Below are 13,921 nucleotides of genomic sequence, written 5' to 3' on the forward strand. Positions count from 1 at the left end.
CCACATGGGGTAATCGCGGGAGCACCGCCGCTCTGGATTCGATCATGTTCTTGGACGGTGGCTGTTCCCCGATAAGATGAGGTACGGGCTCTCGACTGGACGCCGGGCCCAGCATCAACGGAGAACAGCCATGGAAGAATATATCGGCCTCGACGTGTCAATGAAAGAGACGGCAATTGCGATCCGTCGAGATGGGGTACGTGTTTGGCGTGGAAAGTGCGCCTCGGACCCTCAGATTATTGCCGAACTTGTCCGTAGGCAGGCACCCACCGCGAAACGCGTAGTGTTTGAAACCGGCCCCCTCTCGGTATGGTTCTATCATGCGCTTCGAGCTGAGGGGCTGCCGGTCATTTGCATTGATGCGCGACATGCCAAGGCGGCGCTGGATATGGCGACGAACAAAACGGACGCGAATGACGCCGACGGGTTGGCACGGCTGGCGGAAGTAGGATTCTTTCGAGAGGTGCGCGTGAAGAGGTTCGATAGCATGCTAGCCCGCACACTTGTCGCGGCGCGCACCCGGTTAGTCCACATGACGACCGAACTTTCCAATCAGATCCGCGGAATCATGAAAACGTTCGGCTTGGTTGTTCCAGCAGGGAAAGGAAGCATATTCGAGAAGAACGTTCGAAATCTTCTTTCCGGCCATGATGGTCTCGCTCATATCGTGCTACCGCTGCTCGATGCTTGGAAAGGTCTCCGCGCTCGTGCCGCGGAACTCGGTCGCCAGCTGGTCGCTGATGCCCGCCAGAGCCAGGCTTGCCGCATCCTGATGTCTGTCCCCGGCGTGGGAGCAATCACGGCAACTTCTTTCGCAACTGCCATTGAAGAGCCGGGGAACTTTAGGAAGTCTCGATCCGTCGGTGCGTGGATCGGCCTCACTACGCGTCGCTACCAGTCCGGTGAAGTCGATTACGACGGCCGTATATCCCGACGCGGCGACCGCCATCTGCGTGGGCTTCTCTACGAAGCAGCGTCGGTCATTCTCACGCGCAGCTCCGTGCAGAGTTCCTTGCGAACATGGGGGCTTCAGCTCCGGGAGAGGATCGGCTTCAAAAGAGCTGCCGTGGCTGTTGCGCGAAAGCTGGCTGTCATCATGCACACCATGCTCAAAACCGGAGAGTTCTTCAATCCGACTGCGGGAATGACGGCATAGTATAGAATGGCGCTCATTAACTGAGCGCTTGAAGCGTCCCTGCCGGGACGTGAGCCGAGCCATTCCGTTGATGGGGTTGCATCGCTGTCTCAGCTGAATGCGTCGTCCACATTGAAGGCTCGTGCCGCGAAGCTCCATCATGCGGCGACCGATGTCGACCGCGAAGACAACCATGCACCGGCAGTGCTGCTTCGACAAAACTTACTATTGACGCCCCAGTTGCGATTAGACAACCCTATCTATTGAGCGGAATGGGGGACGACACAAAGGAGAAAGCCATGCTTGGTGAAACCAACGCCGTTGCCAATCTCGCAGTCACGGATGTCGCCCGCGCCAAGACCTTTTACGAGCGCACGCTTGGCCTGCGGGAAATCGACCACATGGGCGAGGACGTGTCGGTACTGAAGAGCGGCGACACGGTGATCAACGTCTATCGCTCGGACTATGCCGGCACCAACAAAGCCACAGCAGTAACCTGGGCGGTCGGCGACAAGATCGACAGCATGGTCAGGGAACTCAAGACAAAGGGCGTCACCTTCGAGCATTACGACCTGCCCGAGACCGCCCTCCAAGGCGACATCCATGTCTTCGGCGATATAAAGGTCGCCTGGTTCAAGGATCCCGACGGCAACATCCTCAACCTCGTGAACAAATGATTTTCGCGCGGTAGTCCCTTGTGAAGACTGGCTTATCGGGCCAGCGCCGGATAGCCTTCCGGCATGATCGATAAGCTGGAATTCTTCATCGCCCTCGCAAGGGAGCAACATTTCGGACGCGCCGCCGAGCAATGCGGCGTCACGCAGCCGACGCTGTCTGCCGGCATCAAGCAGCTCGAGGACACTTTGGGCGTGATGCTGGTGCAGCGCGGCTCGCGCTTCCAGGGCCTGACGCCAGAGGGCCGACAAGTGCTGGATTGGGCGCGGCKGATCGTTGGCGATACGCGCGCCATGCGCGACGAGATGCGTGCTGCCCGCCACGGCCTGTCCGGGCGCATCCGCATCGCTGCCGTGCCGACCGCGCTTGCCATGGTGCCCAAGCTGACCACGCCGATGCGCGAAAAGCATCCGGGCGTCACCTTTTCGATCCTGTCGCGGACCTCGATCGAGATCCTGTCGCTGCTCGGCAATTTCGAGATCGACGCCGGCATCACCTATCTCGACAACGAACCGCTGGGGCGCGTCACCTCCGTGCCGCTCTATGCCGAACGCTACCAACTGATCACGGCAGCGGGTAACGAATACTCCGACCGCGACAAGGTAACGTGGGAGGAGGTGAGCACGCTGCCGCTGTGCCTGCTCACACCTGATATGCAGAACCGGCGCATCATCGACCAGCATCTCGCCGAAGCGGGCGTGCAGGTGCGCCCGACGCTCGAATCGAATTCGATGATCGTTTTGTTTTCCCACATCCGGACCGGAAAATGGTCGTCGATCATGCCGCTGAACCTCGCCGAGACCTTTGGTTTTGCCGAGCCGATTCGGGCAATCCCCATCGTCGAGCCCGATGCAAGCCATAGCGTCGGGCTGGTGGCGGCACCGCGCGAGCCACATACGCCACTGGTCAAGGCGTTGCTGGAGGAGGCGATGACGCTGGCCGGCAACTTCCGCAGAAAGGCCTGAGCTACAACAACCCTCCATCGTCCACTCGATAGAAAATTTTTATCATGTGACGAAACAGCTTTATTGATTCCGGGCCCTGATATCGGGTTCAATAGACGGAATGCGCCTAAGTCGGCGCCAGTGTCAGGGAGGGCGCTGCATGGTTCTGCAGCCTGCAAGTACCGAGATCGCGGCGCGTACCGCTGCGGTGATCAGCGAATTGAAGAGCCTCGAGGGTCCGCTGATCCCGATACTTCATGGTGTCCAGGAGGAATTCGGCTACGTTCCGCAGGAAACCCTGCCGATCATCGCCGAAGCGCTGAACCTGTCGCGCGCCGAAGTGCACGGCGTTTTCACCTTCTACCACGACTTCCGCCATCACCCGGCCGGGCGCCATGTGCTCAAGGTCTGCCAGGCCGAAGCCTGCCAATCGATGGGCAGCGACGCAATTGCCGCCCAGATCAAGCAGAAGTTCGGTATCGGCTTCCACGAGACCAGCAAGGACGGCGCCGTCACGCTCGAGCCGATCTATTGTCTGGGCCTGTGCGCCTGCGCCCCAGCCGTCATGCTCGACGGTGAAGTGATCGGCCGATTGGACGCAGACAAGATCGACGAAATCGCCGAGGAGGTACGCTCATGAGCGTGACGATCTACGTTCCCGGCGATTCCGGCGCGCTTTCGCTCGGTGCTGAAAAGGTCGCCAAAGCGGTTGCCAAAGAAGCTGCTGAGCGCGGCGTCGATACCAAGATCGTGCGCAACGGATCGCGCGGCCTCTACTGGCTCGAGCCTATGGTCGAGGTCGTCACCGAGGCCGGGCGCGTTGCCTATGGTCCGGTCGCGGCCAAGGATGTGGCGTCGCTGTTCGATGCAGGCTTCGTCACCGGTGGCGAGCACAGGCTTTCGCTCGGCGACCCGGAAAAGCTGCCATTCGTCGCCAAGCAGACGCGCCTGACATTTGCGCGTTGCGGCATCACCGATCCGATTTCGCTGGAAGATTACGAAGCCCATGGCGGCCTCGTTGGCCTGCGCAATGCGGTGGCCATGGCACCCGCCGACATCGTCAAGCAGGTGACCGAATCCGGCCTGCGCGGACGCGGCGGTGCGGGCTTCCCGACCGGCATCAAGTGGAAGACGGTTCTCGATACGCCGGGCGAACAGAAATACATCGTCTGCAACGCCGACGAAGGCGACTCGGCGACCTTCGCCGACCGCATGATCATGGAAGGCGATCCCTTCGTGCTGATCGAGGGCATGGCGATTGCTGGCCTCGCGACCCATGCCACCAAGGGCTACGTCTATATCCGCTCGGAATATCCGCACGCGATCGCGGTGATGGAAAAGGCCGTGAAGGTGGCGCGGCGCGCAGGCGTTTTGGGCAAGAGCGTTCTCGGATCCTCCCAAGGCTTCGACATCGAGATCCGCTCGGGCGCTGGCGCCTATGTCTGCGGCGAGGAAACCTCGCTGCTCAACAGCCTTGAAGGCAAGCGCGGCGTGGTTCGCGCCAAGCCGCCGCTGCCGGCGATCCAGGGCCTGTTTGGCAAGCCGACCGTCATCAACAACGTCATCTCGCTCGCTTCCGTGCCGATCGTGATGGATAAGGGCGCGCAGTACTACAAGGATTTCGGCATGGGCCGCTCGCGCGGCACGATCCCGATCCAGATCGCCGGCAACGTCAAGCATGGCGGCCTGTTCGAAGTGGCCTTCGGCCTGACGCTCGGCGAAATCGTCGACGAGATCGGCGGCGGCACCGCCACCGGCCGTCCGGTCAAGGCGGTGCAGGTGGGTGGTCCGCTGGGTGCCTATTTCCCGCGCGCTCTGTTCGACACGCCGTTCGACTACGAGGCGTTCGCTGCCAAGGACGGTTTGATCGGCCATGCCGGCATCACCGTCTTCGACGACAGCGCCGACATGCTGAAGCAGGCGCGCTTCGCTATGGAATTCTGCGCCATCGAAAGCTGCGGCAAGTGCACGCCCTGCCGCATCGGCTCGACGCGCGGTGTGGAAACGCTCGACAAGCTCAAGCAGAACATCGAGCCCGAAAAGCAGCTCGCGCTGGTGACCGACCTCTGCAACACGATGAAGTTTGGTTCGCTGTGCGCGCTTGGCGGATTCACACCCTATCCGGTGATGAGCGCCATCAACCATTTCCCCGAAGATTTCCGACCGGCAGCGGTCGCTCAGGCAGCGGAATAGGAGACGGCATCATGGGTCTCATTCAAGAAATCGATTTCGGCACCCCTGCCTCCACATCCGAAAAGCAGGTCACGCTGACCGTCGACGGGTTTTCGGTCACGGTTCCGGAAGGCACCTCGATCATGCGCGCTTCGATGGAAGCGGGCATCGCCATTCCAAAACTCTGCGCCACCGACATGGTCGACGCATTCGGTTCCTGCCGGCTCTGCCTGGTGGAGATCGAGGGCCGCAACGGCACACCGTCCTCCTGCACGACGCCCGTCATGCCGGGCATGGTCGTGCGTACCCAGACCGGTCGCCTCAAGGACATCCGCAAGGGCGTGATGGAGCTTTACATCTCCGACCATCCGCTCGACTGCTTGACCTGCGCTGCCAATGGCGACTGCGAGTTGCAGGACATGGCTGGCGCTGTCGGCCTGCGCGACGTGCGCTACGGCTATGAAGGCGACAACCACGTTCGCGCCAAGAACGACGGCGTCGAAAACTTCAAGTGGATGGCCAAGGACGAGTCCAACCCATATTTCACCTACGACCCCTCCAAGTGCATCGTCTGCTCGCGCTGCGTGCGGGCTTGCGAAGAGGTGCAGGGAACGTTTGCGCTCACGATCGAAGGCCGTGGCTTCGGCTCACGCGTATCGCCCGGCGCGCATGAACTGTTCCTCGACAGCGAGTGCGTTTCCTGTGGCGCCTGCGTGCAGGCCTGCCCGACGGCGACGCTGACGGAAAAGTCGGTCATCCAGATCGGCCAGCCCGAGCATTCGGTCGTCACCACCTGCGCCTATTGCGGCGTCGGCTGCTCGTTCAAGGCCGAAATGCGCGGCGACGAACTGGTGCGCATGGTGCCGTGGAAAGACGGCAAGGCCAATCGCGGCCACTCCTGCGTCAAGGGCCGCTTCGCCTATGGCTACGCCACCCACAAGGAGCGCATCCTCAACCCGATGATCCGCGAGAACATCGCCGATCCGTGGCGCGAAGTTTCGTGGGAAGAAGCGCTTGAATACACGGCCAAGGAATTCCGCCGCATCCAGTATCAGTATGGTCGCGGTGCCGTCGGCGGCATCACCTCTTCGCGCTGCACGAATGAGGAAACCTTCCTCGTTCAGAAGCTTATCCGCCAGGGTTTTGGCAACAACAACGTCGACACCTGCGCTCGTGTCTGCCATTCGCCGACCGGCTATGGCCTCGGCCAGACCTACGGCACATCGGCCGGCACGCAGGATTTCGACTCGGTCGAGCACACCGACGTCGCGCTGATCATCGGCGCCAACCCCGCTTCGGCTCACCCGGTGTTCGCATCGCGGCTGAAGAAGCGGCTGCGCGCCGGTGCCAAGCTGATCGTCATCGACCCGCGCCGCACCGAGATGGTGAAGTCGGCCCATATCGAGGCTGCGCATCATCTGGCGCTCAAGCCGGGCACCAACGTCGCCATCGTCACCGCGATGGCGCATGTGATCGTCACCGAAGGCCTGTTCGACGAAAAATTCATCCGCGAGCGCTGCGACTGGTCGGAATTCCAGGACTATGCCGAGTTCGTCTCGGACGCGCAGTACAGCCCCGAAGCAGCGGAAAAGCTGTCCGGTGTTCCGGCGGAAACCATCCGCGGCGCGGCCCGCCTCTATGCCACCGGCGGCAATGCCGCGATCTATTACGGCCTCGGCGTGACCGAGCACAGCCAGGGCTCGACCACGGTCATCGGCATCGCCAACCTCGCCATGCTGACCGGCAACATCGGCCGCAAGGGCGTCGGCGTGAACCCGCTGCGTGGCCAGAACAACGTGCAGGGCGCCTGCGACATGGGCTCGTTCCCGCACGAGCTGCCGGGTTACCGGCACATTTCGGGCGATGCCGTGCGCGAAATCTATGACAGCCTCTGGGGCGTGAAGCTGGACGACGAGCCGGGCCTGCGCATCCCCAACATGCTGGATGCCGCCGTCGACGGCACGTTCAAGGGCATCTACATCCAGGGTGAGGACATCCTGCAGTCAGACCCCGACACCAAGCATGTCTCGGCCGGCCTCGCCGCCATGGAATGCGTCGTCGTGCAGGACCTGTTCCTCAACGAGACGGCGAACTACGCGCATGTGTTCCTGCCCGGCTCGACCTTCCTCGAAAAGGACGGCACCTTCACCAACGCCGAGCGCCGCATCAACCGCGTGCGCAAGGTGATGGCACCGAAGAACGGCTATGCCGACTGGGAAGTGACGCAGAAGCTCGCCCAGGCGATGGGGCTGAACTGGAATTACCAGCACCCGTCCGAGATCATGGACGAAGTGGCCAAGACGACGCCGAGCTTTGCCAACGTCTCCTATGAGTTCCTGGAAAAGATGGGCTCGGTGCAGTGGCCGTGCAACGACAAGGCGCCGAAAGGCACCCCGATCATGCACATCGACGGCTTCGTGCGCGGCAAGGGTAAGTTCATCCGCACCGAATATGTGGCGACTGACGAAAAGACCGGTCCGCGCTTCCCGCTTCTGCTCACCACCGGCCGTATCCTCAGCCAGTACAATGTCGGCGCGCAGACTAGGCGTACCGAAAACGTTGCCTGGCATGCCGAGGACCTGCTGGAAATCCACCCGCATGACGCCGAACTGCGCGGCCTGCGCGATGGCGACTGGGTGCGGCTGCAGAGCCGCGCCGGTGAGACGACGCTGCGCGCGCAGATCACCGATCGTGTGTCGCCTGGCGTGGTCTACACGACCTTCCACCACCCCGACACTCAGGCCAACGTCATCACCACCGACTTCTCCGACTGGGCGACCAACTGTCCGGAATACAAGGTGACGGCGGTTCAGGTGGGCGCTTCCAACGGGCCGTCGGAATGGCAGAAGGAATACACCGAGCAGGCGCAGCAGAGCCGACGCATCGCCGGCCAGCTGGAAGCGGCGGAGTAGCCTAGAGGTGACGGACCGCCCCGCCATCAGCCAGACAAGCCGCCTCGCCCGCCKGGCGAGCGGCACGACAATCGCCAATCGCATGGTGCCGGAAGAGACGCCGATCGCGTTGTCTTATGGCGGGACCACGCATGCGGTGATGATGGCGAGCCCGGCGGATTTCGAGGATTTCGCGCTCGGCTTCTCGTTGACCGAAGGCATCATCGGCTCGGTCGAAGAGATCGAGTCGATCGAGGTGCTCGATGTCGAGGCCGGCATCGACATCCAGATCCGGCTCAAGGACAAGGCCAACAAACGCTTCGAGTTGCGCCGTCGCCGCCTCGCCGGCCCAGTCGGCTGCGGGCTGTGCGGCATCGAATCCATCGAAGAAGCGATGCGCTCGGTCGATGACGTACACACGCCGGCGCTCAGGCTTTCGGCCGACGACATCGTGCAGGCGGTGAAGCTGTTGTCCAAGGCGCAGCCGCTGCATGCGGAAACAGGCGCGGTTCACGCTGCGGGCTTTTACGTGCCCGGCAAGGGCATCGTCGCCGCACGCGAGGATGTCGGCCGCCACAATGCGCTCGACAAGCTCGCCGGCGCGCTCGACAAGGCCGGCATTTCCGGCGGATCAGGTGCCGTGGTGGTGACCAGCCGCGTGTCGGTGGAGATGGTTCAGAAGACGGCCGCCATCGGCTCGCCCTTCATCATCGCCGTCTCGGCGCCCACGGCCCTTGCCATCCGCACCGCCGAACAGGCAGGCATGACGCTCGTCGCACTTGTGCGCGGCGACGATTTCGACATCTTTACCCATCCAGACCGCGTGAGTACCGGAGCCGCCAAAAATGTCGCATGAAGAGCACAAGATGGGGACGAAGGAAAAGCTCGTCTACATGGCGAACCAGATCGCCACCTTCTTTGAGTCCAAGCCGCATGACGAAGGTGTCGCAGGCGTTGCCGAACACATCAACAAGTTCTGGGATCCGCGCATGCGCCGCCAGTTCTTCGAGATGTTCGACGAAGGCGGCAAGGGCATGAAGCCGCTGGTGGTCGAAGCGGCCGCCACGATCAGGCGCCCCAGGCAGGACGCCGCCTGACCGCATCGAGGCCTGCGGAACAGGCCGTTCCTCCCGGCCAAACATCTGCTATGTTAGCAATCCCTAATGGTTTATGCCGACGGGATGGCTCCGATGAGGCCGATCGCGACCCGATATGCCCGTAGTGGTGACGTGCGGATCGCCTATCAGGTGGTTGGCCAGGGTCCGCTCGACCTGGTCTTCGTTCCCGGTTTCATCTCCAATCTCGACCTGCACTGGGAAGACGAGGGTTACAGCAGGCTGCTTTCGCGCCTGTCGGCATTCTCGCGCCTGATCCTGTTCGACAAGCGCGGCACCGGACTTTCCGACCCCGTCGATACGCATGCGCTGCCTAGCCTCGAAATGCGTATGGATGACGTGCGCGCTGTGATGGATGCCGCGGGCTCCAGCCGGGCGGCGATCCTTGGCGCGTCCGAAGGTGCGCCCATGGCGATCCTGTTTGCCGCGACCTATCCTGAACGGACACGATCGCTGGTGCTTTACGGCGGCTACGCGCATTTCCACAAATGGGTGATGAGCCCCGAGCGGCTGGACGCTTTCATCGAAGCGGCCGAGACGTCCTGGGGTACTGGGGCGACACTACAGAACTTTGCCCCGGGGCGGCTCGACGATGCCCGTTTTGCCACCTGGTGGGCGCGCTTCGAACGGCTGTCGGCAAGCCCGACGGCGGCAGCGGCACTTTCCCGGATGAACGCCGAAATCGACGTGCGGGGCGTGCTGGGGAGTATTCGCGCACCAACCCTGCTGATCCATCGCCGCAATGACGCACGGGTCGATCCCGATGCCAGTCGCTATCTCGCTCAGAAGATCCCCGGTGCGCGGCTCGCCGAGATCACTGGGCGCGACCACCCGATCTGGACGGGCGACGTCAACCACGTCGCCGATCTGATCGAGGAGTTCCTGACCGGCGCGCATGCAGCACCCGATACGGAACGTGTGCTCGCCGCCCTTTTGGTGACGCGCATTTCCGATACCGCACGGCTGGGCGACCGGATGTGGAACGAACGCAGCCAGCGCTTCCACGAGACCTGGCGCCTGCTCGTCGGCCGCCATGGCGGCCGCATCGTCGACCAGCATGGCGAGGTGCTTGTTTCGCGCTTCGATGGACCGGCGCGGGCGGTCCGCTGCGCTCAGGCGCTACGCGAGGCTGCCCAAGATATCGGCATCGCCAGCGCCCAAGGGGTACATGTCGGCGAGATCGAGATGCGCGGCCCGCCATCGGGGCTCACGATGCGCATCGCGGCACAGATCGCCGACCATGCCGGGCGCGGCGACATCCTCGCCTCGCGTCTGGTGGCCGATCTCGCCGCCGGCTCGGGCCTGCATTTTGCCGATGCCGGGCGGGTGACGCTCGACGATCTCGACGAGCCTTTGGCATTGGTGCAGGCGACCTCGGAACAGCATCTCGAACCGGCCTGCCGCAGCCGCGTGATCGCTGTCGAACCATCGGCACTGACCGCCCGCGAGAACGAAGTGGTGGCGCTGATCGCCGACGGCAAGAGCAATGCGGCGATCGCCGCCGAACTCAGCCTCAGCGAACACACGGTCAAGCGCCATGTCGCCAACATCCTGATGAAGCTCGACTTGCCTTCGCGGGCAGCTGCGGCGGCGTTTGCCGCACGGCAGACTGGCCCGGACGGGCCATAGCCGGTGTGGCCCTTTCGGGCGAAGCGGAAGGGCAGCGCCAAGGACTACAAATTCTCCCCATGCAGGCAGGCTGAAACAAGCCTCTGACCTGCGGATGGAGGAAGACATGACCAAGGCAACTGGAATGCTCGCATCGCTGGCGATAGCCGGCCTGGCAATTTTCATCTCAACGAACGCCTTCGCCGAGGATAGCTCGGCTGCGGCAACCTACAAGGACATCGAAGCCACGCTCGGTTCGGTACCGAGCTTCTTCAAGGCGTTTCCGGAGGCCGGCGTTGCCGGCGCCTGGGCTGAATTCAAGAGCGTGCAGCTCAATCCCAAGACCGAACTGAACGGCAAGACCAAGGAACTTGTCGGCCTCGCCGTCGCTGCACAGATACCGTGCCAGTACTGCATCTATTTCCACACCGCAGCCGCAAAAGCCAATGGCGCGACGGACGAGGAAATCCGCGAGGCCGTGGCGATGTCGGCGATCGTGCGGCACTGGTCGACGGTGCTGAACGGCATGCAGGTCGACCTGCCCCAGTTCAAGCAGGAGGTCGACAAGGTGATGACCGCAGCCAAGGCCAAGTCGCAGTGAGATAACAGCAATCAGATTGGGCCGCCCGACGAGGCTGGCCGACAGGAGGATAAAATGCTTGCCACCAAGGAAGCCGTGACTGGTGCCTCGATCAAGAAGGCGATCGAAAGCCGTGACGGCAAGATGCTGTCCAGCTTCTATGCCGACGACGCGCTGGTGCGTGTCATCGACCGTAACAACCCGCCGAGCAAGCCGCGCGAAATCCGCGGCCGCGCGGCGATCACCACCTTCTGGGACGACATCTGCAGCCGCGCGATGAGCCATCGCGTCGACACCACCATCGCGCAAGGCGACAGCCTCGCATTCTCGCAAGCCTGCGCCTACCCCGACGGCACCAAGGTCTTCTGCGCCGCCATGCTCGAACTCAAGGATGGCAAGATCGCGCGGCAGACCGTGGTGCAGGCCTGGGACGAATGATCGAATGCGGGCGAATGGTCGCCCGTAAAAAAGGAGGAAGCCATGTTCGTCGCACGCTGGAAGATCGATGCCCGCTTCGGGCACAAGCAGGCCACAATCGACCTTTTGCGCCAATGGGAACGCGAGATCGGCCCCCAGGCCGGTGTCGACAAGATGGCAATGCAGATCCTAAGCGGATCGGTCGGTGCCAAGGAAGCCACCATCGAGGTCAATCATACGGTGGAGAGCCTGGCTCAACTGGAAGACATGTTCGCCAAGATCTCCAAGATCGATGCCCATGCCAAATGGGGCAAGCAGCTCGAGCCGCTGGTTGTTTCAGGCTCGTCCTACTGGAACATCTACCGGGTGATCCAGGATTAAGGCTGCGTTTCGCCCGAGGGATGGTCTTCGGCTGTCCCTCGGGTGCTGTGGCGCAGCACCAGGATGAACACGATCTCGGCGACGACGACGATCGCAACAATACGGAAACCGATAGTCACCGGGTCGTGGTCGCCGTCGCGCATCAGATAGCCGCCGATCAGGAAGGCAGCGTTCCAGAGAAAAGCGCCGCACACGGTGGCAAGCGCAAACGGCGCGAACGAAAGGCGCAAGACGCCCGCTTCGAGCGCGAGATAGGTGCGCGCCACCGGCACCAGCTGGGCGATCAACGAAGCGCGGAAGTTGTTGCGGCGATAAGCATGCGTCAGCTTTTGATAGGTCGCGTGCTTGAGGAAGACATATTTTCCGAAACGCTTGACGAAGGCATCGGCGCGATCTGGCCCCAGCCAGTTGCCGCCCTTGTACCAGATCATCGAACCCAGGGTCGAACCGAGCGTGGTCGCAAACATCAGCGCGACAAGCATCGGCACGTCGGGTGCTGCCGTCATGCCGAGAAACAGCAGCAGCACATGAGACGGGGGAACCGGCGAGACCTTTTCGGTAAAGGCAAGACATGCCGCGCCCACCAGACCGAAACCCAGGAACGATGGAATCATGCAAAGCGCCAGTCGTAACTTTTTGCCGGCTTCATCCTGGTGATCCGATAGACAGCCGCCGGCGGCAGATTGCGGAAAGTATGGCCAACACGCTCCACTTCGAGATCGAGCCTGTCGAGTAGCGGCTGATCAATAGGGCAACGGAAGCCGTAAGTGAACATATACATCGCCCCGTCGGGCCTGAGATTGGCGAAAATGCCTTCGAGGATGGCGAGCGTCTGGCGCGGCGGGATCGCCAGAAACGGCAGGCCGCTGATGGCTGCACCGGCGAGCGGGCCGTCGTAGAGCGGCTGGTAGCTCAGTTCGGCCGCATCCATCTCCAGCACGCGCGACTTGGGAAAGCGACACCTGAGCAGGTGGGCGAAATCGGCGTTGAACTCGATCAGCGTCATATCGCTTTCCCTGACGCCGCGCGCCAGCATGGCACGGGTGAACGGCCCGGTACCGGCTCCAAGCTCAAGCACTGGTCCGGTGTCGGGCCCGAGTTCCCTTGTCATCAGCGTTGCCAGGCTGGAACTGGACGGCGTTATGGAAGCGACCTTGAGCGGCGCCGTCGCCCATGCCATGAGAAAGGATAAAGTGTCGTTTGCGGCCATTGCGAACCTCTTTCGAAATCGTCTGCCGRCGAATCGGTCGCCAGCCCTTAGCGAAAGCTGTTTGCGACTGCTGGATTACACATGCATTGCGGGAATGGCGCGAATCCAGGCTTTTGGCGGTTGCACCACTTGCCGTCTTTATTTCGCAATGCTTCCGCAATGTTCATGACGTAGCCGGGCGGCACTCAAAGGCCCTTCGAGGAAACAAATGCGCATATTGCTGGTGGAAGACGAGCCAGAACTGGCATCGGCTATGCGTACGGCATTGCGGCGGTACGACATGGTGGTGGACCACGCCACGTCATTGCTTGAGGCGGGCGATTTCGCCGCCAGCGAAAGCTATGACGCGATCCTTCTCGATCGCCAGTTGCCAGATGGCGATGGCCTGACCCTGGTGCCCAAGCTGCGCGCGCGCGGCAACGCAACACCAGTACTGGTGCTGACGGCACGCAGCGACACCTCCGACAAGGTCGACGGGCTCGACATGGGCGCCGACGATTACCTGGCCAAACCCTTCGCCTTCGAGGAGCTGCTGGCCAGGCTGCGCGCCCTGCTGCGCAGGCCGGCCAACGTCCAGACCCAGGTCATCCGCGCCGGCGATCTCGCCTTTGACTTCGGCCACCGCGAGGTCTCGGTTCGCGGCGAACCGATGACCTTGCCGCGCCGCGAGCTGCTGGTTCTCGAGGCGTTGTTGCGGCGCACCGGCCGCATGGTGCAGCGCTCGTCGCTGATGGAAGCGGTGTTCGGCCTCGACGACGAGATCCAATCCAACGCGCTCGACACGCATGTGTCG

15 protein-coding genes are annotated in these 13,921 nt (G+C 62.4%); 13 read left to right on the forward strand and 2 right to left on the reverse strand.

The window, feature by feature from the left end; all coding sequences use genetic code 11:
• Positions 1-130: 130 nt before the first annotated feature.
• The 12 genes from AC1DWF_RS24520 (at position 131) to AC1DWF_RS24575 (ending at position 11,918) form a co-directional block, all read left to right on the forward strand.
• A complete protein-coding gene (locus tag AC1DWF_RS24520) occupies positions 131-1,156 on the forward strand; it encodes an IS110 family RNA-guided transposase (protein ID WP_476786765.1) in 1,026 nt (341 codons plus the stop codon).
• A 278-nt stretch (positions 1,157-1,434) separates the two neighbouring features.
• Positions 1,435-1,812 carry a VOC family protein gene (locus AC1DWF_RS24525; protein WP_476786764.1) on the forward strand — a complete coding sequence of 126 codons (378 nt, stop codon included), beginning with the start codon at positions 1,435-1,437 and terminating at the stop codon, positions 1,810-1,812.
• A 63-nt stretch (positions 1,813-1,875) separates the two neighbouring features.
• Positions 1,876-2,775: a LysR family transcriptional regulator gene (locus AC1DWF_RS24530; protein WP_476842145.1), complete on the forward strand. Its 900-nt coding sequence runs from the start codon at positions 1,876-1,878 to the stop codon at positions 2,773-2,775.
• A 139-nt stretch (positions 2,776-2,914) separates the two neighbouring features.
• A complete protein-coding gene (locus AC1DWF_RS24535) occupies positions 2,915-3,394 on the forward strand; it encodes a formate dehydrogenase subunit gamma (protein ID WP_476787979.1) in 480 nt (159 codons plus the stop codon).
• Positions 3,391-4,947, forward strand: a complete 1,557-nt coding sequence (locus tag AC1DWF_RS24540) for a formate dehydrogenase beta subunit (RefSeq protein WP_476782729.1) — start codon at positions 3,391-3,393, stop codon at positions 4,945-4,947. The genes AC1DWF_RS24535 and AC1DWF_RS24540 overlap by 4 nt, the downstream gene beginning before the upstream one ends.
• Positions 4,948-4,958: 11 nt before the next feature.
• Positions 4,959-7,838 carry a formate dehydrogenase subunit alpha gene (gene fdhF / locus AC1DWF_RS24545; RefSeq protein WP_476787978.1) on the forward strand — a complete coding sequence of 960 codons (2,880 nt, stop codon included), beginning with the start codon at positions 4,959-4,961 and terminating at the stop codon, positions 7,836-7,838.
• 7 nt (positions 7,839-7,845) lie between these two features.
• A complete protein-coding gene (fdhD, locus tag AC1DWF_RS24550) occupies positions 7,846-8,673 on the forward strand; it encodes a formate dehydrogenase accessory sulfurtransferase FdhD (RefSeq protein WP_476842146.1) in 828 nt (275 codons plus the stop codon).
• Positions 8,663-8,914, forward strand: coding sequence for a formate dehydrogenase subunit delta (locus AC1DWF_RS24555; RefSeq protein ID WP_476787976.1), 252 nt, complete (start codon positions 8,663-8,665; stop codon positions 8,912-8,914). Before fdhD ends, AC1DWF_RS24555 begins: the two co-directional genes overlap by 11 nt.
• Before the next feature lie 93 nt (positions 8,915-9,007).
• Positions 9,008-10,561: an alpha/beta fold hydrolase gene (locus AC1DWF_RS24560; RefSeq protein WP_476787975.1), complete on the forward strand. Its 1,554-nt coding sequence runs from the start codon at positions 9,008-9,010 to the stop codon at positions 10,559-10,561.
• Positions 10,562-10,667: 106 nt separating this feature from the next.
• Complete coding sequence (locus AC1DWF_RS24565; RefSeq protein WP_476782734.1) at positions 10,668-11,141, forward strand: carboxymuconolactone decarboxylase family protein; 474 nt, start codon at positions 10,668-10,670, stop codon at positions 11,139-11,141.
• Positions 11,142-11,195: 54 nt separating this feature from the next.
• The gene (locus AC1DWF_RS24570) at positions 11,196-11,558 is read left to right on the forward strand and encodes a nuclear transport factor 2 family protein (RefSeq protein WP_476782735.1); all 363 of its coding nucleotides are present in this window, start codon (positions 11,196-11,198) and stop codon (positions 11,556-11,558) included.
• Positions 11,559-11,600: 42 nt separating this feature from the next.
• Positions 11,601-11,918: a hypothetical protein gene (locus AC1DWF_RS24575; protein WP_476782736.1), complete on the forward strand. Its 318-nt coding sequence runs from the start codon at positions 11,601-11,603 to the stop codon at positions 11,916-11,918.
• Here the strand turns inward: AC1DWF_RS24575 and AC1DWF_RS24580 are convergent.
• Both AC1DWF_RS24580 and AC1DWF_RS24585 read right to left on the reverse strand, forming a co-directional pair.
• A complete protein-coding gene (locus AC1DWF_RS24580; RefSeq protein WP_476782737.1) occupies positions 11,915-12,532 on the reverse strand; it encodes a DedA family protein in 618 nt (205 codons plus the stop codon). The two genes, AC1DWF_RS24575 and AC1DWF_RS24580, sit on opposite strands and share 4 nt — an antisense overlap.
• A complete protein-coding gene (locus tag AC1DWF_RS24585) occupies positions 12,529-13,029 on the reverse strand; it encodes a class I SAM-dependent methyltransferase (RefSeq protein WP_476782738.1) in 501 nt (166 codons plus the stop codon). The genes AC1DWF_RS24580 and AC1DWF_RS24585 overlap by 4 nt, the downstream gene beginning before the upstream one ends.
• 307 nt (positions 13,030-13,336) lie before the next feature.
• On the opposite strand from AC1DWF_RS24585, the gene AC1DWF_RS24590 reads away from it, so the two are divergent.
• Positions 13,337-13,921 (forward strand): response regulator transcription factor (locus AC1DWF_RS24590; protein ID WP_476842147.1); only part of this gene is annotated, 585 nt, incomplete at its 3' end.

It is taken from the genome of Aminobacter sp. P4_D5 (assembly GCF_056401815.1).

Bases quoted from the DNA above. Each gene is read 5' to 3' on its own strand.
- AC1DWF_RS24540 (WP_476782729.1), top strand. From the start codon at position 3,391: ATGAGCGTGACGATCTACGTTCCCGGCGATTCCGGCGCGCTTTCGCTC.
- AC1DWF_RS24535 (WP_476787979.1), top strand. From the start codon at position 2,915: ATGGTTCTGCAGCCTGCAAGTACCGAGATCGCGGCGCGTACCGCTGCG.
- AC1DWF_RS24570 (WP_476782735.1), top strand. From the start codon at position 11,196: ATGCTTGCCACCAAGGAAGCCGTGACTGGTGCCTCGATCAAGAAGGCG.
- AC1DWF_RS24555 (WP_476787976.1), top strand. From the start codon at position 8,663: ATGTCGCATGAAGAGCACAAGATGGGGACGAAGGAAAAGCTCGTCTAC.
- AC1DWF_RS24585 (WP_476782738.1), bottom strand. From the start codon at position 13,029: ATGACAAGGGAACTCGGGCCCGACACCGGACCAGTGCTTGAGCTTGGA.
- AC1DWF_RS24520 (WP_476786765.1), top strand. From the start codon at position 131: ATGGAAGAATATATCGGCCTCGACGTGTCAATGAAAGAGACGGCAATT.
- AC1DWF_RS24575 (WP_476782736.1), top strand. From the start codon at position 11,601: ATGTTCGTCGCACGCTGGAAGATCGATGCCCGCTTCGGGCACAAGCAG.
- fdhF (WP_476787978.1), top strand. From the start codon at position 4,959: ATGGGTCTCATTCAAGAAATCGATTTCGGCACCCCTGCCTCCACATCC.
- AC1DWF_RS24525 (WP_476786764.1), top strand. From the start codon at position 1,435: ATGCTTGGTGAAACCAACGCCGTTGCCAATCTCGCAGTCACGGATGTC.
- AC1DWF_RS24580 (WP_476782737.1), bottom strand. From the start codon at position 12,532: ATGATTCCATCGTTCCTGGGTTTCGGTCTGGTGGGCGCGGCATGTCTT.
- AC1DWF_RS24560 (WP_476787975.1), top strand. From the start codon at position 9,008: ATGAGGCCGATCGCGACCCGATATGCCCGTAGTGGTGACGTGCGGATC.
- AC1DWF_RS24565 (WP_476782734.1), top strand. From the start codon at position 10,668: ATGACCAAGGCAACTGGAATGCTCGCATCGCTGGCGATAGCCGGCCTG.